The sequence below is a fragment of the Sphingobacterium yanglingense genome, assembly GCF_004363245.1.
Lineage (GTDB): Bacteria > Bacteroidota > Bacteroidia > Sphingobacteriales > Sphingobacteriaceae > Sphingobacterium > Sphingobacterium yanglingense.
Window position 1 is genome coordinate 952,140 of sequence record NZ_SNYV01000011.1, and the last position, 25,648, is coordinate 977,787.

The following is a 25,648-nucleotide window of genomic DNA, read 5'->3' on the forward strand; positions in this document are numbered from 1 at the left end:
AAAGTTCGTTTAATTACAACACGCTGCAACTCTTACATTGCAAATCGTAGGTAAAGTACGAAAAAAAGTAGATTTCTGGAAAAATAAGGGTCTTTTAAAGACTACTTAAACTGTATTGTTTTAATAGGAGAAATACGCGAAATCAACATAGAGGGAATAAAAAGTGTCAATAGTGCAATAAAAACAATACTCACATTAAGAACCACAACCGTTACAAAGTCTATTGACATCGGTACATATTCGATGTAATAGATCATCGGATCCAATTTAAAGAACTTCGTCTTATTTTGAAGTATGTAAATAAACAAAGCAACCACATTCCCAATCAACAGTCCATACCCAATCAAATACAGTGAATTTAATAAAAAGATCTTGCGTATCTCTCGATTGATCATTCCCAAAGCCTTCAACATCCCGATTAAAAAAGTTCGCTCCAGAATGGTAATCAACAGTGATGATATCATATTTATTACGGCAACAATGACCATAAGCACAAAAATAATATCATCGTTCATATCCAGCATTTTCAACCAGTTGAAGATATCGGCCAAATGTTCTACGATATTCATAGATTTCATCTCCAAAGGCAAGACATCATCGACTTGTTCGGTGGTAGCCTCCAGCTGTTCAAAATCTTTAATTCGAATCTCATAGGCCCCCGCATCCCGCTCTCCTAAATTGTTAAGACGTCGAATTAAATCCAAAGAGCCAATGACATAATTTTTATCCAGCTCTTCCGAATTGGTACGGAAAATACCCCGGACGACAAACTTGCGTTTGCGGGTTCTATTATCCTGGACAAAAGACATAATAAATCCATCGTTCAGCTGTATCTTTAGCCGTTCGGCCAGATAGGCTGATATCAACAATTGACTATCACCATCTTCGGCTCTGAGATTTAAGGTATCTCCTTTTACTAAAGTTTTTGCTAGAAATGACTGATCATAAGTAGACTCTACGCCTTTCAACAACACTCCTTCCACTTCTCCGTTGACATTCATGATCCCAACCTTGGTAGCAAAAGGCGAGATAGAAACAACATTAGGAAGATTTCGAATCTCCTCCAGCTTTGTGGTAGAAAGAGAGATTGGCACATTCTCCGCTTGACTCAAGTCCTGTTTGGTAATAATTATATCGCTGAAAAAACCACGCTGCTTTGCCGTTATCTCATCCTTAAACCCTCTTAAAATAGCTACGGAGAGTAGAATTGCAATAATCGCCAAGGCCAAAGCCCCAATAGTGACGCGCACAATGAGCTTAGAAAAGGTACGCTGCCCCTTAAATATGATTCGCCTCGCAATAAATAATGGAAAATTCAAGCTGAAATATAATTTTGTAACTTCGCAAAGTTAACAATTTTTGCAACTTGACAAACGAGACGTTTCGGCGTTTCAAAAATAAAAAACTATATATGCGTATAATCTTTATGGGCACGCCCGACTTTGCAGTAGCTTCTCTAAAAGCACTACTCGATGCAGGACAAAATGTAGTCGCCGTCGTGACTGGCCCCGACAAACCTGCTGGGCGTGGACAAAAGCTGCATCAATCGGCAGTCAAACTTTTTGCTTTGGAACACAACCTCCCTGTATTACAGCCCGAAAAACTACGAGCTCCCGATTTTCTAGCGGCACTCCAATCCTACCAAGCTGACCTACAGGTGGTAGTTGCTTTTCGCATGCTCCCTGAAGTCGTATGGAACATGCCTCCGATGGGCACTATAAATGTCCATGCCTCTTTATTACCTCAATATCGAGGTGCAGCCCCCATCAATCATGCGATTATCAATGGTGAAAAAGAAAGTGGCGTGACGACCTTTTTGTTGCAACAAGAAATAGATACAGGCAACATATTACTAAACGAAAAAGTAAAAATAGAAGACAATGATACTGCAGGAATATTACATGACAAATTGATGCATGCAGGAGCAAGAACATTGATCAGAACAATAGAAGGTTTAAAAAATGGCAGCATAACGCCTACCCCACAGGACGAGAAAGATGGTCAACCCCTAAAACATGCTCCAAAGATATTTAAAGAAGATTGTGTGATTGATTGGAACAATTCCACAGAGCAGGTCTACAATAAAATTAGAGGATTGAGCCCCTATCCTGCTGCCTACACATTATTGGATGGCAAAGTTTTAAAAATTTACGAGGTCGATAAAGAACAAGCCGCTCCTAAAAGTACTCCTGGCTCTTTCGAAACAGATGGTAAAAGTTTCCTAAAATTCAACACAACAGACGGACACATCAACTTAGTATCCCTACAGATAGAGGGTAAAAAGCGGATGTCCGTTGAAGAATTCTTAAGAGGGTATCGTTTTGATTAAGAACACCTACTTAACTTCTTCTTGATAGACAATAATATCCCCAGGTTGGCAGTCAAGTGCTCGACAAATGGCTGCCAACGTGCTTAAACGAATCGCCTTAGCTTTTTGATTCTTTAATATGGAAAGATTGGAAAGCGTTATACCAACGCGCTCACTGAGTTCATTTAAAGAAACCTTTCTCTTTGCCATAACTTCATCCAAACGTATTACTATACCCATAATCCTATGATGTTTAAATTTTCTTTCTTATAAAACATTTTTCCAAAAGAAAGGTTTTAAACATAGAATATTATTTTAAACATGACAATGTGTAACAGAACATAAACTTGGAACGATTTTTGATGTTAATTATCAGTTTTACTATCTTGCATAACTACCTCAAAATGAGTAAATAAATTACAATTTTGTTACACTCAATAATCATATTTTTTTGTATTTTTGCAACATTCCAGAAGAAAGGTATAAATTTTAATGAGACAGCTCAAAATTACACAATCGATCACGAATCGTGAATCTCAATCTCTTGACAAGTATTTACATGAAATTGGTAAAGTTGACTTGATTACTGCTGAAGAAGAAGTAATCTTGGCCCAACGGATTCGCGAGGGAGATCAGGTGGCATTGGAAAAATTAACAAAAACCAACTTACGATTCGTCGTATCCGTAGCAAAACAGTATCAAAATCAAGGTCTTACTTTAGGAGACTTGATCAACGAAGGAAATCTAGGACTTATAAAAGCTGCAAAACGATTTGACGAAACTAAAGGTTTTAAATTCATTTCTTATGCAGTGTGGTGGATTCGTCAATCTATTTTGCAAGCTATCGCTGAACAATCACGTATCGTACGCCTTCCCCTTAACCAAGTGGGATCATTAAGCAAAATCAGCAAAGCTTTCTCAAAACTAGAACAAGAGTACGAAAGAGAGCCTTCTCCAGAAGAATTAGCAGACATCTTAGAAACAACTGTAGACAAGGTATCCGATACATTGAGTAACTCAGGTAGGCACGTGTCTATGGACGCTCCTTTTGTACAAGGAGAAGAAAACACACTACTCGATGTATTAGAAAACTCTGACCCAGATACAGATAGTTCATTAATAGATGAGTCATTATCCGAAGAGATCAAAAGATCTTTATCTACTTTGACAGAACGCGAGCGCGAGATTATCGTGCTGTTCTTCGGTTTAGGATCCAATCACCCACTTTCACTTGAAGAAATCGGTGAAAAATTCAGTTTAACGAGAGAACGTGTACGTCAGATAAAAGACAAGGCACTACAGCGTTTACGCCACACCTCTCGTAGCAAAATTCTAAAATCTTACTTAGGTTAGAACAAACAACCAATAAAAGGAAAAGCGCAAGAGAATATCTTGCGCTTTATTTTTTTAACCGAAATATATTACTGCCCATAGCTGGTCTTTACCGTAATATTAGCAGTCTTCAGCCGAGAACTCGTATTAAAAACACCGCCATAAGAAAACTCTTCATTATCATTCTGTCCGGTAATCTGGAATATACCTAAATCAGCTCTCAACAAAGTACCCAAACTAGAACCTGACTCTTTTGCTATATTCTCAGCCCGTGCTTTGGCATTCTGTGAAGCTTCAGCAATCAACGAAAGTTTTAAGTCTTCTAATTTAGAGTAATAATAACTAGGTGAATTCGAGCTAAGTTCTACTCCTTGAGAAATCAACGTAGAAATTTCGCGTGATGCATTGTCTACCTTATCCAAATCTTTAGACTCCACGCTCAAGACTTGAGTCAGGCTGTATCCAGAAAAAGTGTTATAGCTATTTCCGCGCTCATCAGTATGGTAAGAGAAATCTTTTGAAATATTAACAGCCTCAAACAAGATTTCATTTTCCTTTATTCCACGCTGGATCAAAAAACTTTTGACCATATCCCTATCCCGTTTCAACTGCTCTGAAGCCTCACTTAGATCCATAGACTTACGACTATAGGATGCGCTCCATTTAACAATATCAGACTCAAAGTCTTTCTTCGCATTTCCTGTTACATTTATCGTGTTGCTCACCTTAAACTTATACTTATAGGCGCCAGCCAATACAAAAGCAGATACGACTAAAGCTATAGCCGCCACAACACTGATTACAATTCCCGTTGATTTCATATATATATAATTTGATTTCCACTTGATTTACTCTATATATAATAATTTACGTGCCAAAAATGACACATACACTTTAGTATGTAATTTTTCTATTCGCTATTCGTGAATACGCCTCATTTTATCTAAGTTTGGTGTAACTGAACAATCTTTTATTACATGAAGAAAACCGTATCATTGTTTATTCTTTGTAGCATAACACTACCAAGTCTTATTGCTCAAAAAAAACCGATAGACCATTCCAGTTATGATTTATGGAAAAACATCTCAAGCGTGGATGTGTCTAAATCCGGAAATTATATTTTCTATACTGTGAGTCCACAAGAGGGAGATGGATACATCGAGTTAAAAGACAAAAAAAACAAACTATTACAACGTTTTGAACGAGGCACTTCGCCTAAAATAACGAATAGAGAGGATTTTTTAATCACTTTGATAAAACCACCGTTCAAAGACACCCGTGAGGCTAAAATCAAAAAAAAGAAAAGTGATGACTTTCCAAAGGACTCTCTAGTTATATTCAATATTAATAGTCAAGACCAAATGTCCCTTGGAGCTATCAAAAGCTACAAATTAGCATATTATCCGACAAATTTTATAGCTTATACACAAGACCTAAGCATCTCTCTGCCTACGGACAGTACTAAAACCAAAACAGACTCGACAACATCCAAGTCTACGAAGAAGAGCGCTATAGCTAAAAAGGAAAATGTACTTGTACTCCAACAGCTTCAAACAAAAGACACTGTACAGTTCTGGAAAACAGACAGCTATTTTTTCAGTAACGATGAAAAATATCTCGTTTTCAGTAAAAAGACAGAAACTAAGGACAGTTCAAACGCTGATGGCCTCTATATATACGACCTTGCTAAAAAAATGTTGAAGAAAATTAGCAACGGAAGAGGTGTATATAAGAGCATAACTTTTAATGACCAAAGTAATAGCCTATCTTTTTTAGCGGACAAGAGTCCGGAGAAAGCCTTACAAAAAGATTTCAGACTTTATCTATATCATATAGGCCAAGATACAGCACGGGTGATTGCAGACAAAAACACGAAGGGAGTTCCGCCGGAATGGCACGTATCTGGTGATGGTCAGCTCAGCTTTGACGAAAGTTCTAAAAGACTGTTCTTTGGCCTAGCCCCCATCCCTCCGGTCAAAGATACAACACTCGTGGATTTCGAAAATGCAAAGGTAGACATATGGCACTGGAAAGACGACTACCTCATGACACAGCAGCTTGTCAATTTGAAAAGGGATTTGAGCAAGAGCTATGACGCAGTTTACAACCTTCAGACCAATCAATTAATCGCACTCACTGATGACACTTTCGACCGTACCGCCTATACAGACGCCGCTACACAGGAGTGGATTCTAGCGACCTCTTCTACCGGAAATAGAATAGCGTATCAATGGCAGGCATTTCAATTGCAACAGGTATACGTCATATCAACACAAACAGGAGAGCGGAAATCCATAAAATCAGCATGGCAAGGACAAGCCTTCTTGTCCCCTGATGCCAACTACGTTCTTCTATTTGACGAAACGGAAGGCAATTGGTACAGCCACCATATTGCGAGCGGGACCGAACAGTGCCTCAACAAAGGCCTGAATGTAAGATTTGCCGATGAGGAAAACGATATGCCTACAGCAGCATCAGCTTACGGTATCGCTGCTTGGGCCGAAGACAACCTAGGTGTCTATATCAACGACAGATATGACGTTTGGTATTTCTCCCTTGATGGAAAGAAGCAAAAATCTATTACAAATCAGTTTGGAAGGGCTAATAGTATTGTCTTTAGACCGTTGCTTATAAAAGATGGCACGCCCAGAAACCGAACGGCTAAAATAAAAGAAAACACTGCACTGCTATTGACTAGCTTTAACGAGAAGAGCAAAGAAAACGGAATTTTCACTGTGTTGCCTTCAAAAAAACAAAATCCGACAGAAATCCTTCAGGACAAGTTTACGTTCAAAAACTTCAAGACAGACGAAAAGAACAACATCTATATCTACACTAAAGAGAATTATAACTCGAGCCCAGACCTTTATAGCACTTCTGACTTTAAAGTAGAGCAGCGCCTGACAGATATCAACCCTCAACAACAGGAATACAACTGGGGAACAGCTGAATTGGTGAAATGGACAACACCAAACGGATATCCAGCTGAAGGAATACTATACAAGCCTGAAAATTTTGACCCCAATAAGAAATATCCGATAATCGCCTATTTCTACGAAACACTATCACAAGGACTATATAGTTATCAGGCTCCAGCCCCAACCCCGTCAAGGCTTAATATCCCCTATTTCGTCAGCAACGAGTACCTTGTATTTGCGCCTGACATCCGCTACCAAACGGGGCATCCAGGAAAATCCGCAGAAGAATATATCAACTCAGGCATGCGTCACCTCGCAAAAAACAGTTGGGTCGACTCTACTAAAATGGCTATTCAAGGTCAAAGCTGGGGAGGCTACCAGGTCGCTCACCTTATCACGAGAACCAATATGTATGCTGCAGCCTGGACAGGGGCACCTGTAGTCAATATGACTTCCGCCTATGGAGGTATCCGATGGGGCACAGGTATGTCGAGACAGTTTCAATATGAAAGGACCCAAAGCCGTCTGGGCGCCACCTTATGGGAAGATAGGGATCTATACATCGAAAACTCACCGCTCTTTTTCATGGACAAAGTAAATACCCCCGTAGCGATAATGCACAATGACAACGATGGTGCCGTACCTTGGTATCAAGGAATTGAAATGTTTACTGCTCTTCGAAGATTAGGTAAACCGTCATGGCTACTCAATTACAATGGAGATGACCACAATTTAATACAACGTCAGAACAGAAAAGACATACAAATTAGACAAAGTCAGTTCTTCGATCACTTCTTAAAAGGAAAACCAGCAGCAGAATGGATAAAATCAGGAGTTCCGGCAACAAAAAAAGGAATAAACTGGGGTTTTGACACAGAATAACAAAAAACAAACCCACAAAACCAAAACAAAAGCTCTAGAAAACAAAAATTCTAGAGCTTTTTTATATTTATTTTAAAAAAAATGAAAAAAAATAAATTTATCATCGTATTTTTGAACAACAAAAGACAATAATCGCACAAAAACACAACCAACTCCACAACAAAATGTCAAACATCAGATTCGAATCCGTAAATGCAGCATCATCTAGGCATGCATTACCCGAAGAAAAGGTCGTAACCAAAAGAGCAACTACTATTTTTGGTAAAAATGTTTTCACAAGTGCAAAAATGAAAGATTTCTTACCCAAGAATACTTTCAGGGAACTAACAAAAGCAATTGAAGAAAGTGGACCGATATCCCGAGAGATCGCCGAATTCATTGCACAAGCAATGAAGACCTGGGCGCTCCAAAATGGCGTATCTCACTATACCCACTGGTTCCAGCCGCTAACAGGCAGTACAGCTGAAAAACATGATGCTTTTTTTGAACCGGATGAAAATGGTGACGCTATTGAAAAATTCACAGCCGATGCTCTTGTACAACAAGAACCAGATGCCTCTTCTTTTCCAAATGGTGGTATCCGTAACACATTCGAAGCTCGTGGATACACCGCTTGGGACCCTTCCTCCCCTGCCTTTATCTACGAATCGGCAGCGGGAAAGACATTATGTATCCCAACAGTTTTTGTTTCTTACACCGGCGAGTCTTTAGATTACAAAGCTCCTTTACTAAAAGCTGTAAATGCAATTGATAAAGCAGCTATTGATGTAGCACAATATTTTGACAAAGCAGTAACGAAAGTAAATACGTCACTTGGTATCGAACAAGAATACTTCTTGGTTGACTTGTCGTTATACAATGCCCGTCCAGACTTACAACTGACAGGCCGGACACTTTTTGGCCATATGTCGGCCAAAGGACAGCAATTGGAAGACCACTATTTTGGAGCTATTCCTGAGCGTGTACTAGCATTTATGGTTGACTTGGAAAACGAAGCGCTTAAGCTTGGAATTCCATTGAAAACCCGTCACAATGAGGTCGCTCCTTCACAGTTCGAATGTGCTCCAATGTTTGAGGAAATCAATCTCGCCATAGATCACAATCAATTATTGATGAATGTGATGGAGCAAGTTGCAATACGTCACAACTTCAAAGTGTTATTACATGAGAAACCTTACTCTGGCGTCAACGGATCAGGAAAACACAATAACTGGTCACTGATTACAAATACAGGAGTCAATCTACTATCCCCTGGAAAAACGCCGAAAAACAACCTGATGTTCTTGACGTTCTTTGTAAACACAATCAAAGCAGTACATGAGTACGCAGATTTATTACGTGCTTCTATTGCGAGCCACAGTAATGATCACCGTCTAGGAGCAAATGAAGCCCCTCCTGCTATTATATCTATTTTCTTAGGTTCGCAACTTGATGAACTGTTGGATGAGATCGAATCAGCTCGGGTAGCAAAGAAAGTGAAGTCCGAAGCAAACCTTTGGCACGGTATTCCAAAAATACCAGAACTAAAATTGGACAATACGGACCGCAACAGAACCTCGCCTTTTGCATTCACAGGTAATAAATTTGAATTTCGTGCGGTAGGTTCTTCAGCCAATTCTGCATTACCAATGACAGTATTAAATGCAATAGTCGCAGCGCAGTTGATAGAATTCAAAGCCGAAGTAGATAAACAAATCAAAAAAGGAACGAAAAAAGACTTAGCGATTTTAAATGTATTGCGTAAATATATTAAAGACTCTAGAGCTATTCGTTTCGAAGGTAATGGATACAGCGACGAGTGGGCTCAAGAAGCTGAATCAAGAGGTTTGTCCAATATCAAATCGACGCCAAAATCGCTGGATATCTATGTCAAAGAAGAGACCGTCGCTCTTTTTGAGAGACTGGGCATTTACTCTAAACGGGAGTCTGAAGCAAGACACGAAATTCTATTAGAAAACTTCTATAAAAAACTACAAATAGAAGCCCGCGTCATCGGAGAGGTAGTAAACAGTCAGATCGCACCAGCCTGCTTCACTTATCAAAACGAATTAATACAAAATGTCAGAGGTTTGAAAGATCTTGGTTTGGCCAAAGAAGCTTATTCCTCGCAACTAAATCTAGTCGAACGTATCTCTAAGCATGCAAATACGATCTTAGAAAAATCAGAAGAAATGCGTCAAGCACGTAAAAAAGCAAATACCATTGAAGATATGCGTGAAAAAGCAATTGCTTATGACGAAATTGTCAAACCATATTTTGATGAGATACGGTACCACGTCAACAAATTAGAGAAGATAGTTGACGACTCAAAATGGCCATTACCGAAGCTCCGTGAACTTCTGTTTATCCACTAGTCACTAACCCTACATCATATTGAATTCTAAGGCGCCTCAAAAACAGGCGCCTTTTTCATGGTTTATTTGAGATTTATTGTTATTTTTCCTCAATATATAGTACATACAAATGAAAACGATAGGTATAATTCCCGCACGATACGATTCTTCAAGATTTCCAGGCAAACCTTTGGTAGATATTGGAGGACTTAGTATGATACAACGTGTATACAATCAAGCCAAACACGCGTCGTCCCTAAGTGAGGTTATTGTCGCTACAGATGACCAACGAATATATGAGCATATCAAGAGTTTTGGTGGAAATGTTGCGATGACGAAACCAGAGCATCAATCTGGAACCGACCGCTGCGCCGAAGTCATTGAAAATATTCAAGGATTTGATGTCGTTATAAATATACAAGGAGACGAACCTTTTATTGATCCACAACAAATAGACCTATTAACAACCTGTTTTGAACGCCCCCAAACCCAGATCGCCACATTGGTACGCAAAGTCGAAACTTCTGAAGAATTATTCAATGAAAACAAACCGAAGGTAGTCTTGAATAAAAATGGAGAGGCCATTTATTTCTCTAGACAGACAGTTCCCTTTTTAAGAGGAGCAAAAAAAGAAGACTGGTTAAAACTTAGGCCTTATTACAATCACATTGGTATCTATGGTTATCGTGTAGATGTATTGAAGGAAATAGCTAATCTACCCTATTCAGATCTGGAAGCGATGGAAGCATTAGAACAGTTACGTTGGCTAGATAATGGATTCAGGATTAATACAGCAATATCCAATCACACGAATGACGCAATAGATACTCCTGAGGATTTACAGCAAATTATTCAAAAATATTTCAAGAGTTGAGGCTAAAAAATATTAGCCTCAAAACTATCGATGTTGTTCATACCGTATTTGAGTTCCCAAGTCATCCAATACAGCATCTCGCAACTGCTCGATTTCTTGGTAAGCTTGAATCAGGTGGGTGAACTGTGCAATAGTACGCACTCCAATTAATGCGCTACAAACAGCTGCATCCCTTAAAACATAAGCTAGTGCAACTGTACTGGATGATACCCCATACGCATGGGCTACAGATTCAATTTTTATCTGGGTTGCTTCCACATCCTTGACGTCTAGCTCAATATACTCCGCTGCGGGTTTGTTGATTAAAAGCCCTTGCCCCAGCACTCCGCGTGCAATCACCCCTACCTCCTGTGCTTTAAGAAAATTTAAATATTCCTCAGGACGCGTATCCAACAGACTATATTGCATCATATTGGACGATATACTGGCCGCTTTGGCATAGTATGTAAACACATTAGGCCTAATTGAGGAAAGTCCATAAGCTCGAATCTTACCAGACTCTTTCAAGCGCTCAAAGGTGTCGATTACCTCATCGAAACTATCAGCAATCGTACCTCCGTGCAATTGATATAGGTCCAAATAATCTGTTTGCAACCTCTTCAATGAAGCATCTACAGCTTTATTGATATAATTCTTTGAGACATCCCATCCCCATCCCTCACCTGTTTCATTCCAAACATTTCCTACCTTTGTAGCCAATATGATTTCTTTTCGAAACGCCTTTATTCCCTTTCCCAATAGCACTTCGTTCTCACCCTTTGTATACAAATCCGCCGTATCAAAGTAACGAACTCCTTCGCCATAGGCTGTCCTTATCAATTTCAGATCGGCTTCTTGATCCTTACCGGAGAGCGACATTGCCCCAAAACCAAGGGCAGAAACCTTAAATCCCGATCTACCGAGGTTATTCAGCAGCATCCTTAGCTTTTATCTCTAGAAGTTCGACTTCAAATATTAGCGGACTGAAAGGAGGAATACCTCCCGTACCACGCTCTCCGTAAGCCAAATTATAAGGGATAAAAAAGCGGTATTTACTACCAACTTTCATCAACGGGATACCAATCTGCCAGCCCTTGATCACGCCCGTCAGCCGAAGACTCAATGCTTCATTTCGATCATAGGAACTATCAAATTTTTCGCCATTAGGCAGCGTGCCCAAATAATGGACTAAAACCTCATCAGAGATAGTTGGCTGCGCACCAGTCCCTTCCGCCAGTACCTCATACTGAACCCCCTCTTCGGTCACCTTAATATTAGGCTTAAGCTTGTTTTTTGCCAGAAATTCCTCTCCTGGCTTACGAAGTTCTGCATTCTTCTGTTCCATCATTTTACGTACAGAAGCCTGGATTATCTCCGTACTTTTATCCTCTGTAAGCAGAACATCTGTGCCTTTATAGTAAGCAGAAATACCTGCCGCAAGTGTTTTTAAATCTAAATCAAAACCATTTCCTTTCAAGGACCTAGCGATATCCGTACCCAATGCATAAGACAACGAATCCTTCTCTGTTTTTAAAACCAACGCATTTGTTGCAGGAGCACTTTTTGAGACAGTCTTTCCTGTAGACCTAGCGTTGCTTTGTGTTCTTACAGGTTGTTTTTTTGATTTTGTCTGCGCGTTCGCAATACACAAAGAAGCTCCGCTCACCATAGCTAGAGCACACATTACTTTAAATTTCATTTATGGTTATTTACAATTGTTTCTATAATAGACATCGTATGGTTAGGATAATCGACTACTATTGGATTATTATCATTCAACCACAGCTCAATATCATATTCATACTTCTTCTTCAAACTTTTAATAACAGGAATACCCATTTTTTCTAGAGCCGCAGCATTCAAATGCTGTTCATATTGATTCTTCATCGGGATCACAAGAAGCTTCTTTCCCAAGTATAGGGCCTCTGCAGGTGTTTCGAATCCAGCTCCACATAAAACTCCTTCTGATGAAGCCATACTTTTCACGAACGCATCACTATTTATTGGATTGATACTTAAATTTTTATAACGTAGAGATTTAGAATTATGCTTCGAGAAAACTTCCCACTTTGCCCCTTCAAATTTGGTCAGATGCTTTAAAAGATGTGCATCGTCATATGAAGGTAAGTAAACCGTATAATGTCCATTATTTGTAGGTTCTAAACTACGGATGGGCTCACGGATTACTGGTGTATAAATGGATTTGTGATAAGATTTAAAATGAAATCCATAGGCATCTGACACAGGTGCATAGTTTTTCATTATAAATTTTCCCATCATATCCCCCTCATCTGGTTTTGGGCTATCGGGATGCAAAGCCCCTATCTGATGGCTCAAACCTATACAACGTATATCTTTAGTATGACAGGCCCAGGCTGTAATAGGTTCGAAATCATTGATGACAAGATCATACTTCTCTACAGGAACTGAATTTATTTCCTGAATAAATTTCCGTATTGTAGAGCTCATAAAAGTTTTCCATAGATCCACGCCTCCACTCTTACCAAAAATAAAACTAAGACCATGTAACCGGTACTTGATTTCAAAAGGTAATGGGATATCAGCCTGAATACCACTGATCAATACGTCTACTTCACCAAATTGCTGTAAGCAAGGGATAACATCCATTGCGCGACAAAGATGACCATTTCCGGTTCCTTGTATGGCGTATAATATTTTCATCGTTTATCTATAGTAAATCGAAAATACTGTTTTTTTTTCATTTGATCTGCTTTCCTTTATTAAATTATAGTTAACTCATTTGTTTTATTATCTTTAAACTCATAACCAGCATATTATGAAAAAGACAGCTCTTTTAATTTCATCATTAGCATTGTCTACCCTCCTTTCATCATGGGGTTTCTATGCACATAAAAAAATCAACGAAACAGCTGTTTTTCTACTACCGACAGAAATCTCCACATTCTTCAAGAAAAACATAAAACTCATTACTGAAAAAGCCGTTGATGCAGATAAACGCTGTTATATAGATACGGTTGAAGGTCCTCGGCACTACATTGATATCGACCGCTACGAAAACATTGATTCAGTTCCGATACACTGGAGTAAAGCAGTCGAAAAATTTACAGAACGCAAACTATTGGCACAAGGGATCGTACCTTGGCAAGTTTCAAAAACCTATCAGAATCTCATAAAAGCGTTTCAGACAAAAAATGAAAAGAAAATAATTCAGTATAGCGCGGACTTAGGGCATTATATCGCCGACGCACACGTTCCGCTGCACACAAGCAGTAACTATAACGGACAGTATAGCAACCAAATCGGAATACACGCTTTTTGGGAAACAAGGCTACCGGAAATGTTTTCAAATGATTACAATTATTTTATCAAAAGAGCTGAGTATATTGAAGATCCACTTACCACCTCCTGGAATATTGTCCGAGAAAGCAACGCTCTTGTAGACTCTGTACTCCAAATTGAGAAAATGCTTTCACAGCTGTTTAAAGAATCTGAGAGAAAGGCCTATGTCGAAAGAAACAACCAGCTGATATACACGTATTCAGATGCCTATGCAACACGGTACCATCAGGCACTAAACGGAATGGTAGAAAGACGCCTAAGAGCATCAATACTACAGGTCGCGTCCTTCTGGTATTCGGCCTGGGTGGATGCTGGACAACCAACGTTGCCCAATGTAAAAGTAAAAGACACAGACTCTCCCTCGCTAATAGAGCCTAAAGGCCAAAAGACACTTGGACGTGAAGAATGGCATTGATAAGGTAATATTAGTTCATAAAACTAGTGCCTGACGTTAGAATCATAAGTGCCCCTTTGTTAACAACCGGCTTTTGACCATATTTACTCCCTTTAAAGAGGTAAAAATACACCCCATTGGTTACGTTAGCCGGAACTATCCAGTCATTTTTATAATTACTAGAATTAAACAAAATCCGTCCTGAACGATCCAAGACACTCACCTCGACCTGATCAAAGGTAGACAATCCTATAATGTGAAACGTATCATTCTTAGAATCTCCATTTGGCGTGATCGTATTAGGGATTAATAAACCTTTAATATTAAGCGTCACTGTAGCTACATTTGACCAATTACCATTACCATCCATGATTTGATACGTAAATTTATCAACCCCAATAAACTGATCGTTCGCTTGGTAGATCCATTTACCGTCATTGTCTTTATACAACTGTCCATTAGCCGGATAATCCACAATACGAATGCTTTCTTTATTCAAATAAGTATGCTCAACGAAATCATTGTTAACGACGTCTAGAATATGAACAGAATTATATACAACATCAAAAAAATCATCTTTCGCAATAGGAGTTGTTTTCAACACTTGTAGATACACCGTATTCTCTATACTCGCTGTCTGCGCCTCATTAGAGACACGATAGACAAACTCATCAGTACCAACAAAAGATTCATCCAATACACTGTAAAAAGCGGTTGTGCCAGTCACAACTGCAGTTCCGTGAATTGGTGACGCCACAATCTCTATACTTCCTATACGCTCTGAAGCAGCGTCGAGTTCGGCCTTCGTAAACAAATCAAACGTAACGTTTTTTCCTTGATAGAGTGTAACATGTTTTTCCTTAGCAGATGGCAGGGGACTACCTTCTTTAATAGGCGTTTCACTTCCAACACTAATGTTTTCGGTTGTCTCAGCCTGCAGTTGCGCCGTATAAGTCCATGTATCCATTGCACGCTCGTTCCCATAACTATATGCACCATACCCTCCATTGGATGATCCCGGTATCAGCTTAGTCGCAGTATATGTCCCCCAGCGATGTCCATCCATACGGCTAGGGCTACCAACATTATTCATACGAGGATTGGACCTTTCACTAGGCAACCCTCCCGTAATATCTGAATCATCCCAGAACATAATCGCATCGCTATGTATACTTCCATCTATATTGACACGATCGACCGCAATTCCATTAGGATTGATTTCCATGTCGAAATAAGGAAAGTGAATCTCTCCTTTAACTAAGGACACTGAAATACCTATTGGATAATTCGTACCTTCAGGCAAAAAATACCCATCACCATCCAAACCGTCCCAAAAAAAGCGATTCACTCCTTCTTCTGCTTCGACGCCAATTTCGCGTGGGGCGAAGGGATGATTGGGTGATTTTGATCTTATGATTGCTTTATAACGTCCTTTATAATTTGTCTGGAAACTCATAAAGACACCTTTACTATCAATGCGATTTGTAGACTTATCCTCTCGTATTATACCGATATTCTTCACATCAATAATATGCTGAGGATTAAAAAGCCAACTCCTACCTCCCGGAAATGCTCCTCTACTTTCTGCAGGCATCTTGCTATCTGGGAGACTATAGAACATCTTGTGAGTAACATGCAGGTCTTCATCTTCGTCATTGGGGCTATGAAACTTAGCTCCTTTCTGTTGGTCTGCACTCTTATAAGAAGGTTTACCCTTCTCGTTTAGAATACCTGAACTATTTACAAAATAGGCAAAATCAATACCATGACTCCCGTTACCATCGACATGATAAATATATCCATCATTTGTCAATACATAGTTCCGTCCATAAAAAGCTCCATCTTTATCGGCAAGACTCTCCCGCGATATATGCAATTGTAATACAGAGACAAAGACTCTACCAACTAACCAATCTGTATTATTAATATTTCGAACGGACACATCCCACGCAGAAATCAAACTCCCCTCTGTCTCCTGTGTCCATTCCTCATCAGCCCTAATATTAGGAGGGGTAACAAGTGCAGCATTAATCTCGCTATCATCGGGTGCACCAAATTCAACGCACCAGATACCAGATTGTCCAGAAGATACAGAAATTTCAAAAGGAATATACCCTACACGAGGACCGGCTAGTTCAGCTTTACGGGTAGATCCCTCGAACTGCAAAATACGCCCGACATCGTTTGCGGCTGTTTCGTATTTCATACCGTCTGGAGCAGTGAGTTTAACACGTCCCATCCCGATATTCTGAGCGCTGGAAGCGACTGCAATAGTCTCTCCCTCCACAGCGTAAACGTAGTGTGCGGCTTGATTGGCGAAAACATTCCTTCCAGTAGGCAACGAAACTAAAAAAGCCCGGTTACCTTCAACTTTAGCGGGGTATAAATCTTTAGATCCCTCCCCTAGAACGCTATTCATCCAAAAAAACAAGCCCGTAAATAGGAGCATGTTCCATTTCATATTCATAGCATAGATAGATGTGTCCAAGTGGACTGTATCAAATATAATATATTTGCAATAAAACCACAACAATAGAATTTAAAGTTTTTAGATGGTCTATCCTTAGTTTATTTATCTTAACTTTGCAACCTGTAAAATTCAAGATAATGTCACATCAAGTTCCCGAAAACGGCACAAAGCTTCCATTAATGGAAGAGTTTTATACGATTCAAGGAGAAGGATTCCATACTGGTAAAGCTGCTTATTTCATCCGCCTTGGTGGCTGTGATGTAGGCTGTCACTGGTGTGATGTGAAAGAAAGCTGGGACGCTGAGCTACATCCTCTTACTGATGCTGAGACAATTGTCGAAAATGCGAAAAAGCATCCTGCAAAAACTGTTGTAATAACTGGAGGGGAGCCTTTAATATACAACCTTGATTACCTCACTAAACGACTAAAAGAAGAAGGAATTAGGACTTTCATCGAGACCTCCGGAGCTTACCCGCTCAGTGGTACTTGGGACTGGATCTGTTTATCCCCTAAAAAATTCAAAGGGCCAAAAACAGAGGTATTAGAGGCTGCCGGTGAATTAAAAGTTATTGTTTTCAATAAGAGCGACTTCAAATGGGCCGAAGAACATGCTAGTCAGGTGGGGCCGAACTGCAAATTGTACCTTCAACCAGAATGGTCTAAAGCGAATGAGATAACGCCCTTGATCATTGAATATGTCAAGGATAACCCACATTGGGATATCTCCCTACAGACCCATAAATTCTTGAATATTCCTTAATTCGTTATTTCGAAGAAAGTTCTCTACTTTTAATATCCGATAAAGATAAAAGCTATATCGGATATTATAGCAATAACGGTAATGAATTCATTCTTTAAAATATCTTGTTTTTTTGTATTGACATGCTGGTCTTTACTGACGCTTGGCCAGACCTCCTCTCCAAATAAGAAGGCCCAAGCGGCTTATGAAAATGCTTCAAAACAGCTTTCATTACAAAACAAATCCCAAGCTAAAGAAGAACTCAAAAAGGCTATCCTTCTTGACCCTACATTTGCCACGGCCTATCAACAACTCGCCGACATCTATCGCCTAGAAAAAAGATACAAGGAAGCAATCCCTCTCTATAAGAAAGTACTGCAAATAGCACCGGATCTAACCAATCTGACTTTATTCGGGTTAGGCGAATCCCAACTCGGTGTAGGCCTGTATCAAGAGGCCTTGGTCAACCTTACTAATTATGCTACAGGAAACCTATCACAAAAAGGTAGAGAAAAGGTACAGAAATATATACAGGACTGCGAGTTTGCAATCCACTATAACAGCAAGGAGGATATACAGATTATGAGGCTCCCTCCCGCTATCAACACTTCTGATGACGAATACTTCCCTAAACTAACAGCAGACGGAAAAAGAATAATCTTTACGCGCAAGAGCAACAATCAGGAGAATTTTTTTGAAAGCAACTTTAACGAGGGAAACTGGTCCTCCTCCGAAAAAATTTCCGGCTCAATAAATTCGGACTTTTTCAATGAAGGCGCGCACACGATATCTCCTGACGGAAAATATCTATTTTTCACAGGCTGCAACCGTCCTAATGGTATGGGGAGCTGTGACATCTATGTTTCCAAATTTGAAAAAGGCACCTGGAGTGCTCCACATAATCTGGGAGCCCCCATCAATACAAAAGGATGGGAAGCCCAACCCGCAATATCTTCGGACGGACGCACCTTATACTTTGTAAGCAATAGAGCTGGAGGAATGGGAGGCAGTGACATTTGGAAGAGCGAATTATCAGCCGATGGAAAATGGCAAACACCGCAAAATCTTGGTGACAAAGTGAACACCCCATTCGACGAAAGAGCTCCTTATATACATGCAGACAATAGAACACTCTATTTTGCTTCCGAAGGATGGCCTGGTTTTGGACAGTTCGATTTGTTCAAAACCCAACTTGATAGTCTTGGCCAATGGAGCTATCCGACCAACCTAGGACGTCCCATCAATAACAACTACGACCAAACGGGAATACATGTAACGATGAATGGCACAATAGGCTACATAGCCTCTGCTGACTCAACTGGCCAGCTAGACATATACAGTCTAAATATTCCCAAACCATTGCAACCTATCGCCGTAGCCTATATACAAGGAACGATATATGATGCCGAAAGCAAAGAACCACTATCCGCTATCATTTCAGTAACAAACACATCAAATGGAGAGATTGTATACCTCAGTGACTCTGACGATGAGGATGGCCAGTTTATCGCTACACTACCCGTAGGTGCCAACTATGCCGTACACGTCCAGAAAGAGGGGTACATGTTTGATTCAAAGCAATATGATATCTCGAATACAGAATTAAAAGATGAGGTCTTTGAGGGTAGCGTATTTTTGCAACCTATTCGGAGTGGAAGTATCGCACAATTGAACAATATCTATTTTGACACCGACAGTGCTATTCCGCTAAAGAAATCAGAAACCGAACTTCAACTCCTTTTAAAATTTCTTCAGGTGAATCCTAAAGTAACGATCGAAATAGCAGGACATACCGACAACACAGGTAATAAAATACATAATCAGCGTCTTTCCGAAAATAGAGCGAGTTCAATAGCAAAATTCCTCCTTTCAAAAGGAATCCCCGCAACCCGGGTAATAAGTACGGGGTACGGGGATACTAAACCAATTGGTGATAATGATACAATCGACGGAAGACAACGTAACCGTCGCACCGAAGTCATACTACGCTAGAGCTTGACGACGTCTCCTGTGCGAACCGATTCATCACATGCTAATGCGATCTGCAAACTATTGACAGCGTCTGCCATCGACTTTGTCAGATCTAAATCATCAAATATGGCATCCCGAAAGAAGGTCTGCTCACGGTCACACAGTTCTTGGTGATCAGGCTCATCCGTCAGATTAATCCATTCATCAGCTTTAGTAAGCTTATTATCTTGGTCCAAATCAGCGTAATGTACCCGTATTGATTCCGTCTTAGTATGGGACTCGACAGAGTCCGAATTGCCATCTTTTGAAGCATCATTTGCTACGATAGAAACAGCTCCTTTAGGTCCAATGACATCCTTTACAAAAAAAGCAGTCTGACTCATCATCGGCCCCCATCCTGCTTCATACCAACCGACACTACCATCATCAAATCTAATCTGAAGCTGACCATAGTTATAATTATCCTTGGGTATATCATCCGTAAGCCTAGCCCCTATTGCAGAAACAGCAATAGGCTTCGAGTCAGTCATCTGGCACATCACATCAATATAATGAACGCCGCAATCGACGATAGGGCTTAAGCTCTGCATCAGGTTACGATGTACATCCCACATATAACCTTGACTTTGCTGATTCAGGTTCATGCGAAAAACAAGCGGACTTCCCATTTTCCGTCCTTCCTCAATAAAGCGAATCCAGGAAGGATGATGCCTCAAAATATAACCGACTACCAGCTTCTTATTTGCTTGGATTGCAGCATCGACAACGCGCTTTGCACCAAGAACAGTATCTGCTAAAGGTTTTTCAATAAAAACATGCGCAGCATGTTCAAACGCGAGGACTGCATAAGCTTCATGCGTATCAGGATAAGTAGAAATACACACCGCATCCGGTCGCGTTGTACTAAGTGCAACCTGATAATCATCAAAGCAAGTATACTTCCCTCCTAGCTCCTGATTAAGCCTCTCTTTGCTATCACCTCGCGACACCAGGCCGACTATTTCAAAATCAGGATTGCCATGATAAGACTTAGCATGAGAAGCCCCCATGTTACCACAACCGACTACTAATATTTTTATAGGCCCTACCATACTTAAACAAATGGCTTAAATCCGGGTTGAGCAATAGGAGTTACATCTGGCGACATAGACCAATTATAACCTTCAGAATGGGGACCTAATTCCTCTGTAGAAGCCATAATCTGTTCATAAGAGAGTCTTTTGCCAGTGTATGCAGCTAATTTACCCCAAATAGCCAATAGGGTCGAGTTGACCATAAAATCACCGTCATTCACCAGCTTTCCACCTGAAATTGCAGCCATCAACTCATCATGTTGCGTTTGATACATGTTATTAATCTTTCCTCCATACTCAAAAGCCTTATCTCCATGTATATTATAGTTCTTCATAATATTAACGTCAACAAATCCCTTTGTACCATTTACCTCCACAGAGTTCCGTGATTCAGTACCATTCTGCTGTCTAGAAAAATGCATTCCCTTTACACCATCACCGTAGTCATACTCTACCGCAAAATGATCGTATGTATTTCCCAATAATTCCCATGAACGGCTCTGTCTTCCTCCCGTAGCACTCACTGACTTAGGTAATTTATTCCCCATAATCCAGTTCATATAGTCAACACTATGTATAGACTGCTCTACGATCAAATCCGAAGCATATCGCTGGAAATAATACCAATTACGTAATTGGTATTCAAAATCCGTCCACGTATTCTTTCGCTCCTTCAGCGTCAGTTCTCCACCATAACGGAATGTGGTTACTGATTTAACTTCACCTATATCACCGTTTTGGACGCGCTGCATTATCTCCCTATTCGGAGTAGAGTACCGGAAACAAAAGCCCGAAACTAAGTTTAGCTTTTTTTCCTTGGCTATGCGAACACTTTCCATCACTCGCTTCAGCCCAGGAATATCTACTGCTACTGGTTTTTCACAGAAAATGTGTTTACCAGCTTCTACAGCATAGGCCAAATGATCTGGTCTGAAATTAGGTGGACTACACAACAGCACAACGTCTACCCCCGAATCAATTAATGCTCGGTACCCATCAAAACCGACAAACTGCCGTTCTTTCGGAACATCTGTGCGCTGAGCATCTTTCTTATTCAAAATAAGAAGCGTTTGATCTATCTGATCCTGGAAAGCATCTGCTAGTGCCGTGACCACGACATTGGAGTCCGCAGCCAACGCCTGAACAACGGCACCGGTACCTCTTCCACCGCACCCCACAAGTCCAACCTTAATTGTTTTCGATACACCAAACTGATCAGCTAACGAAATAAATGGGAGACTTCCCAATGCTATGCCGCTACTTTTTATAAAATGACGTCTAGAGAAATTCATAGTTTTTATTTGAATACAAAACTAAAGTTATAATAATATACACGTATTACCAATGCAAATACAAAATAGTAAAGAATTCGTTACCACTTTTATCAAAATTAATCTATAAATTCACAAAAAATAATAAAATCACCGTCATCACTAACCGTTGCATTAGCGATTCTAGAAGACGCTTTTTAGTACACATATTCAAAACACAACAATAGTCTCTTCAAGGAAAAAAAAGAGCACTATTAGACCAAAAACAATTACAAAAGAAATGGATAACCAAACAGTCCTTGCCGAACCTTTAATTACTGACACAGCCGTTATTGTAGGAATCCTAATGGCTATACTTGGCCTTGTATTCTATACCTCATCCTTATCAAACAAATACATCAAAGGATTTTACAACGTTATCCCTCCTTTATTGCTATGCTACTTTCTTCCTGGGATCCTCAACTCACTCCACGTATTTGATGGAGCAAACTCTCCATTGACAGCAGTGGGCAGTCGCTACCTATTACCTGCCTGTCTTATTTTATTCGTTATCAGTCTTGATTTAAAACAAATGTGGGCACTCAGAAAACGTGCAGGCTTAATGTTCATAACAGGTACAATAGGTATATTGCTCGGCGGACCGCTAGCAGTTTGGCTTGTATCACTCTTTGCGCCGCAAGTTGTAGGTGGTGTCGGCCCAGATGAAGTATGGCGAGGACTAGGTTCTCTTGCAGGATCCTGGATCGGTGGAAGCGCCAATCAAGTAGCCCTCAAAGAAATCCTTCAACCATCGCCAAAGCTATTCTCTTCTATTATTGCAGTAGATGCTGTCGTGGCGTATCTATGGATGGCCTTTTTGCTTTACGGAGCGAGTAAGGTAAAACAATTCGACAAGTTCTTCAAAGCAGACTCTAGAGATGTTGACGAATTGATGAAGAAAATGGAAGAAAAAACGCAGGCGAATTCCCGTACACCACAGACAAAAGACTTTATTATTATGTTGGCTCTAGCTTTTGGAGGTACAGGTCTTGCTACATTTCTAGCTAACCCTGTAGCGGATTTCCTAGCCACAAACTATCCGCAGCTTGAACAGTTCTCACTGACAAGCGGCTTCTTTTGGATTATCCTATTTGCCACGATTATAGGTATAACACTGTCTTTTACTCCTGCTAAAGAACTTGAAAATGCTGGAGCCTCTAAAATAGGCTCAGTCCTCTTATATATGCTTATTGTCACCATAGGCATGCAGATGGACGTTTCGGCTATTGCAGACAATATGGGATTATTTGCGGTTGGCATTATCTGGATGTCTTTCCATGCATTACTCCTTCTCATCGTTGGTAAAATCTTCAAAGTACCATTCTTCTATTTTGCCGTAGGAAGTATGGCTAATGTAGGTGGGGTCGCCTCCGCGTCTGTTACTTCTGCCGCCTTTCATCCGTCCCTGATTTCAGTTGGTGTAATCTTGGCTGTCTTCGGTTATGCAATAGGAACGTACGCAGGCTGGCTGACCGCAATTCTAATGCAAATGGTATCACCTATTTAGTTTTGTATATCTTAAGTTTAAATTGAAAAAAATCAATAAATAACTATGGGGAATAATATTTTTTACGAAGGACAAGTTCTATGGTCTCAGATAGATGCCAATCGCCACCTCAGACACTCTGCCTACGCGGATTTTTGCGCACAGGCCCGAAGCAATATGTTAAATACCTTAGGACTTTCCTTAGATCAATTTGCCAAACAAAAAATTGGTCCAATTCTCTTTAGGGAAGAACTCATTTACAAAAGAGAAGTTCAACTTGATGAATATATTAAAGTAGAGATTCTACTGACAAAGTTAAATTTAAAAAATGCACGTTTTTCTTTTCAACATATTATATACAAAGAAAATGGGGACAAAGCTGCAGAAGTTAATGTAGATGGAGCTTGGCTTAATTTAGTCGAAAGAAAGCTTACAGACATTCCCGCGGAATGGTATGAAATATTAAAAAAAATCCCTAAAGCAGAAAGCTACATCGAAATAAATGCGTAGGCCAATACGATTTCTCATTTCGTCACTACTTGTTTTAGTGATTTTCATACCTAAACAAGGTACAGCACAATTAATGAGAGCGAAAGAGCTATTTAGCAAAGTGGACTCTTTACGTGGTCAATTAACACCACTACGCACATGTTACGATATACAGTACTATCATCTCGATGTGCGTGTCGATATCGAAAACAAATATATTTCTGGCTCCAACCTTTTCAAATTTCAGGCCGCAGCATCATTTAACAGATTGCAGTTCGACCTATTTGACAACCTTAACGTAGACAGAATTGAATACCGAGGCCAGTCCCTCCCATTCCAAAGAGCACACAATGCCGTGTTCTTGGATTTTCCGCAATACATTGAAAAAGGAAAAATAGACTCTTTTACCGTACATTATTCCGGTCACCCTCTTCAGGCAACACGGGCTCCATGGGACGGAGGTTTCGATTGGAAAAAAGACACAAACGGGCGTCCATTTGTTGCTACTGCCTGCCAGGGACTAGGCGCAAGCGTATGGTGGCCAAACAAAGATCACCAATCTGACGAAGTAGACAGTATGCTAATTTCAATTTCCGTGCCCAAAGGCCTTATCAACGTATCTAACGGTAGACTAATTGGCACTGAAGACCTTAACAACGGCTACCAAAAGTTTCACTGGAAAGTCGAAAACCCTATAAACAATTATAATGTTGCCTTAAATATTGGCGACTATATTCATTTCAAAGAAAACTATCAAGGAGAAGAAGGCAGCCTAGATCTAGATTATTACATCTTGCGGGAAAATAATCAAAAAAAGAAAAAAGACCACCTCAAGAAAAACGTACAGGAGACCCTAGAGGCATTTGAGCATTGGTTCGGCCCCTACCCATTTTACAAAGACGGCTACAAAATCGTCGAGACGGCTCATTTAGGAATGGAACACCAAAGCGCCATTGCTTATGGAAACCGTTATCAGAATGGTTATCTAGGTCACGACGCATCAAATACAGGATGGGGCAATAAGTGGGATTTTATTGTTATCCATGAGTCAGGACACGAATGGTTTGGTAATAGCATTACCGCCAAAGACATTGCAGATATGTGGATACACGAGAGCTTCACCAACTATTCCGAAGCCTTATTCATCGACTACTTTTACGGCAAAAAAGCAAGCCAAGACTATGTTCATGGCAACCGCAGTGGCATATTAAACGACAGCCCGCTTCAAGGCCCCTACCATGTTAACAAAGAAGGATCGGGAGACATGTACCTTAAAGGTGGTGTCTTACACAATATGCTAAGGACCATCCTAGAAGATGATGAAAAATGGCGCTCCATATTAAGAGGCCTAAATAAAAAATTTTATCATTCAGGTGTAGATTACTTCGAGATTGTAGAGTTCATCAGCGATGAATCTGGATTCAATCTACGTCCGCTCTTTGCACAATATGTACAAAGCACAGCAATACCCACATTAGAAATTCGAACCGCAGAAGATGGCTCCTTACAAGGGCGATGGATCAGTGACATACCCAACTTCCAAATGCCGGTACACCTAGGTACGAAGGGGCAAAAAAAGGTCCGAATTGAACTCAACGACAAGTTTGCTAAAATAGAGATACCTGACTTACAAAAAGATAATTTAGAAATTGATACCTATAATTATTATATCGGCACATTGATACAATAAGTGAGGTCTTTATAGCGTTTTTACAGGATAGATTCTAACCAAAAAATAACGTTATTTTATTTGACATTTTTGTAGAGT

General features: G+C 40.1%; 20 protein-coding genes. 11 read left to right on the forward strand and 9 right to left on the reverse strand.

Going from position 1 to position 25,648, the window contains the following annotated elements; translation table 11 throughout:
- Window positions 1–101: 101 nt before the first annotated feature.
- A complete protein-coding gene (locus CLV99_RS06360; protein WP_133583636.1) occupies window positions 102–1,319 on the reverse strand; it encodes an ABC transporter permease in 1,218 nt (405 codons plus the stop codon).
- 92 nt (window positions 1,320–1,411) lie between these two features.
- Here CLV99_RS06360 and fmt point away from each other — a divergent pair, with 92 nt between their 5' ends.
- Window positions 1,412–2,329 (forward strand): methionyl-tRNA formyltransferase, encoded by a 918-nt coding sequence (gene fmt, locus CLV99_RS06365; protein WP_133583637.1) that lies wholly within the window; start codon window positions 1,412–1,414, stop codon window positions 2,327–2,329.
- A gap of 6 nt (window positions 2,330–2,335) precedes the next feature.
- On the opposite strand, the gene CLV99_RS06370 is transcribed toward fmt, so the two are convergent.
- Window positions 2,336–2,548, reverse strand: coding sequence for a helix-turn-helix domain-containing protein (locus CLV99_RS06370; protein WP_133583638.1), 213 nt, complete (start codon window positions 2,546–2,548; stop codon window positions 2,336–2,338).
- 252 nt (window positions 2,549–2,800) lie between these two features.
- Here CLV99_RS06370 and CLV99_RS06375 point away from each other — a divergent pair, with 252 nt between their 5' ends.
- Complete coding sequence (locus CLV99_RS06375; RefSeq protein ID WP_021069785.1) at window positions 2,801–3,661, forward strand: sigma-70 family RNA polymerase sigma factor; 861 nt, start codon at window positions 2,801–2,803, stop codon at window positions 3,659–3,661.
- A gap of 68 nt (window positions 3,662–3,729) precedes the next feature.
- Here the strand turns inward: CLV99_RS06375 and CLV99_RS06380 are convergent, their stop codons facing one another.
- A complete protein-coding gene (locus CLV99_RS06380) occupies window positions 3,730–4,461 on the reverse strand; it encodes an SIMPL domain-containing protein (RefSeq protein ID WP_133583639.1) in 732 nt (243 codons plus the stop codon).
- 156 nt (window positions 4,462–4,617) lie between these two features.
- Here CLV99_RS06380 and CLV99_RS06385 point away from each other — a divergent pair, with 156 nt between their 5' ends.
- The 3 genes from CLV99_RS06385 (at window position 4,618) to kdsB (ending at window position 10,647) form a co-directional block, all read left to right on the forward strand.
- Window positions 4,618–7,440, forward strand: a complete 2,823-nt coding sequence (locus tag CLV99_RS06385; protein ID WP_133583640.1) for an alpha/beta hydrolase family protein — start codon at window positions 4,618–4,620, stop codon at window positions 7,438–7,440.
- 164 nt (window positions 7,441–7,604) lie between these two features.
- Window positions 7,605–9,794, forward strand: a complete 2,190-nt coding sequence (locus tag CLV99_RS06390; protein ID WP_133583641.1) for a glutamine synthetase III family protein — start codon at window positions 7,605–7,607, stop codon at window positions 9,792–9,794.
- 109 nt (window positions 9,795–9,903) lie between these two features.
- Complete coding sequence (gene kdsB, locus CLV99_RS06395) at window positions 9,904–10,647, forward strand: 3-deoxy-manno-octulosonate cytidylyltransferase (RefSeq protein ID WP_133583642.1); 744 nt, start codon at window positions 9,904–9,906, stop codon at window positions 10,645–10,647.
- Window positions 10,648–10,671: 24 nt separating this feature from the next.
- Here kdsB and CLV99_RS06400 read toward each other — a convergent pair whose 3' ends face one another.
- Genes CLV99_RS06400 through CLV99_RS06410 form a run of 3 tightly spaced genes read right to left on the reverse strand, consistent with a single transcriptional unit; the run spans window position 10,672 to window position 13,308 of the window.
- On the reverse strand, window positions 10,672–11,565 hold the full coding sequence (locus tag CLV99_RS06400; RefSeq protein WP_133583643.1) for an aldo/keto reductase: 894 nt from the start codon (window positions 11,563–11,565) through the stop codon (window positions 10,672–10,674).
- Window positions 11,552–12,325, reverse strand: a complete 774-nt coding sequence (locus CLV99_RS06405) for an FKBP-type peptidyl-prolyl cis-trans isomerase (protein WP_246032704.1) — start codon at window positions 12,323–12,325, stop codon at window positions 11,552–11,554. The genes CLV99_RS06400 and CLV99_RS06405 overlap by 14 nt, the downstream gene beginning before the upstream one ends.
- A complete protein-coding gene (locus CLV99_RS06410) occupies window positions 12,322–13,308 on the reverse strand; it encodes a glycosyltransferase family protein (protein WP_133583644.1) in 987 nt (328 codons plus the stop codon). Before CLV99_RS06410 ends, CLV99_RS06405 begins: the two co-directional genes overlap by 4 nt.
- 115 nt (window positions 13,309–13,423) lie before the next feature.
- Between CLV99_RS06410 and CLV99_RS06415 the strand changes: the two genes are divergently transcribed.
- Complete coding sequence (locus tag CLV99_RS06415; protein WP_133583645.1) at window positions 13,424–14,362, forward strand: zinc dependent phospholipase C family protein; 939 nt, start codon at window positions 13,424–13,426, stop codon at window positions 14,360–14,362.
- A 10-nt stretch (window positions 14,363–14,372) separates the two neighbouring features.
- On the opposite strand, the gene CLV99_RS06420 is transcribed toward CLV99_RS06415, so the two are convergent.
- Window positions 14,373–16,808, reverse strand: a complete 2,436-nt coding sequence (locus CLV99_RS06420; protein WP_133583646.1) for an Ig-like domain-containing protein — start codon at window positions 16,806–16,808, stop codon at window positions 14,373–14,375.
- Between the two features lie 140 nt (window positions 16,809–16,948).
- On the opposite strand from CLV99_RS06420, the gene CLV99_RS06425 reads away from it, so the two are divergent.
- Window positions 16,949–17,572, forward strand: a complete 624-nt coding sequence (locus CLV99_RS06425) for a 7-carboxy-7-deazaguanine synthase QueE (protein ID WP_133583647.1) — start codon at window positions 16,949–16,951, stop codon at window positions 17,570–17,572.
- Between the two features lie 81 nt (window positions 17,573–17,653).
- Window positions 17,654–19,543 (forward strand): OmpA family protein, encoded by a 1,890-nt coding sequence (locus tag CLV99_RS06430; protein WP_133583648.1) that lies wholly within the window; start codon window positions 17,654–17,656, stop codon window positions 19,541–19,543.
- Here the strand turns inward: CLV99_RS06430 and CLV99_RS06435 are convergent.
- Entirely contained in the window at window positions 19,540–20,613 is a 1,074-nt protein-coding gene (locus CLV99_RS06435) for a Gfo/Idh/MocA family protein (protein WP_133583649.1), read from the reverse strand. The genes CLV99_RS06430 and CLV99_RS06435 overlap by 4 nt on opposite strands.
- Window positions 20,614–20,615: 2 nt before the next feature.
- Window positions 20,616–21,887, reverse strand: coding sequence for a Gfo/Idh/MocA family protein (locus CLV99_RS06440; protein WP_246032705.1), 1,272 nt, complete (start codon window positions 21,885–21,887; stop codon window positions 20,616–20,618).
- Between the two features lie 259 nt (window positions 21,888–22,146).
- Between CLV99_RS06440 and CLV99_RS06445 the strand changes: the two genes are divergently transcribed.
- From CLV99_RS06445 to CLV99_RS06455, 3 genes are all read left to right on the forward strand, one after another.
- Window positions 22,147–23,412 (forward strand): DUF819 family protein, encoded by a 1,266-nt coding sequence (locus CLV99_RS06445; RefSeq protein ID WP_133583651.1) that lies wholly within the window; start codon window positions 22,147–22,149, stop codon window positions 23,410–23,412.
- Between the two features lie 45 nt (window positions 23,413–23,457).
- Window positions 23,458–23,901, forward strand: coding sequence for an acyl-CoA thioesterase (locus CLV99_RS06450; RefSeq protein WP_133583652.1), 444 nt, complete (start codon window positions 23,458–23,460; stop codon window positions 23,899–23,901).
- Between the two features lie 73 nt (window positions 23,902–23,974).
- Window positions 23,975–25,570, forward strand: a complete 1,596-nt coding sequence (locus tag CLV99_RS06455) for a M1 family metallopeptidase (protein ID WP_246032706.1) — start codon at window positions 23,975–23,977, stop codon at window positions 25,568–25,570.
- Window positions 25,571–25,648 lie beyond the last annotated feature (78 nt).

Bases quoted from the DNA above. Each gene is read 5' to 3' on its own strand.
- CLV99_RS06390 (WP_133583641.1), top strand. From the start codon at position 7,605: ATGTCAAACATCAGATTCGAATCCGTAAATGCAGCATCATCTAGGCAT.
- CLV99_RS06415 (WP_133583645.1), top strand. From the start codon at position 13,424: ATGAAAAAGACAGCTCTTTTAATTTCATCATTAGCATTGTCTACCCTC.
- CLV99_RS06410 (WP_133583644.1), bottom strand. From the start codon at position 13,308: ATGAAAATATTATACGCCATACAAGGAACCGGAAATGGTCATCTTTGT.
- CLV99_RS06370 (WP_133583638.1), bottom strand. From the start codon at position 2,548: ATGGGTATAGTAATACGTTTGGATGAAGTTATGGCAAAGAGAAAGGTT.
- kdsB (WP_133583642.1), top strand. From the start codon at position 9,904: ATGAAAACGATAGGTATAATTCCCGCACGATACGATTCTTCAAGATTT.
- CLV99_RS06455 (WP_246032706.1), top strand. From the start codon at position 23,975: ATGAGAGCGAAAGAGCTATTTAGCAAAGTGGACTCTTTACGTGGTCAA.
- fmt (WP_133583637.1), top strand. From the start codon at position 1,412: ATGCGTATAATCTTTATGGGCACGCCCGACTTTGCAGTAGCTTCTCTA.
- CLV99_RS06425 (WP_133583647.1), top strand. From the start codon at position 16,949: ATGTCACATCAAGTTCCCGAAAACGGCACAAAGCTTCCATTAATGGAA.
- CLV99_RS06385 (WP_133583640.1), top strand. From the start codon at position 4,618: ATGAAGAAAACCGTATCATTGTTTATTCTTTGTAGCATAACACTACCA.
- CLV99_RS06450 (WP_133583652.1), top strand. From the start codon at position 23,458: ATGGGGAATAATATTTTTTACGAAGGACAAGTTCTATGGTCTCAGATA.
- CLV99_RS06435 (WP_133583649.1), bottom strand. From the start codon at position 20,613: ATGGTAGGGCCTATAAAAATATTAGTAGTCGGTTGTGGTAACATGGGG.
- CLV99_RS06420 (WP_133583646.1), bottom strand. From the start codon at position 16,808: ATGAATATGAAATGGAACATGCTCCTATTTACGGGCTTGTTTTTTTGG.
- CLV99_RS06400 (WP_133583643.1), bottom strand. From the start codon at position 11,565: ATGCTGCTGAATAACCTCGGTAGATCGGGATTTAAGGTTTCTGCCCTT.
- CLV99_RS06430 (WP_133583648.1), top strand. From the start codon at position 17,654: ATGAATTCATTCTTTAAAATATCTTGTTTTTTTGTATTGACATGCTGG.
- CLV99_RS06380 (WP_133583639.1), bottom strand. From the start codon at position 4,461: ATGAAATCAACGGGAATTGTAATCAGTGTTGTGGCGGCTATAGCTTTA.
- CLV99_RS06375 (WP_021069785.1), top strand. From the start codon at position 2,801: ATGAGACAGCTCAAAATTACACAATCGATCACGAATCGTGAATCTCAA.
- CLV99_RS06440 (WP_246032705.1), bottom strand. From the start codon at position 21,887: ATGAATTTCTCTAGACGTCATTTTATAAAAAGTAGCGGCATAGCATTG.
- CLV99_RS06445 (WP_133583651.1), top strand. From the start codon at position 22,147: ATGGATAACCAAACAGTCCTTGCCGAACCTTTAATTACTGACACAGCC.
- CLV99_RS06405 (WP_246032704.1), bottom strand. From the start codon at position 12,325: ATGAAATTTAAAGTAATGTGTGCTCTAGCTATGGTGAGCGGAGCTTCT.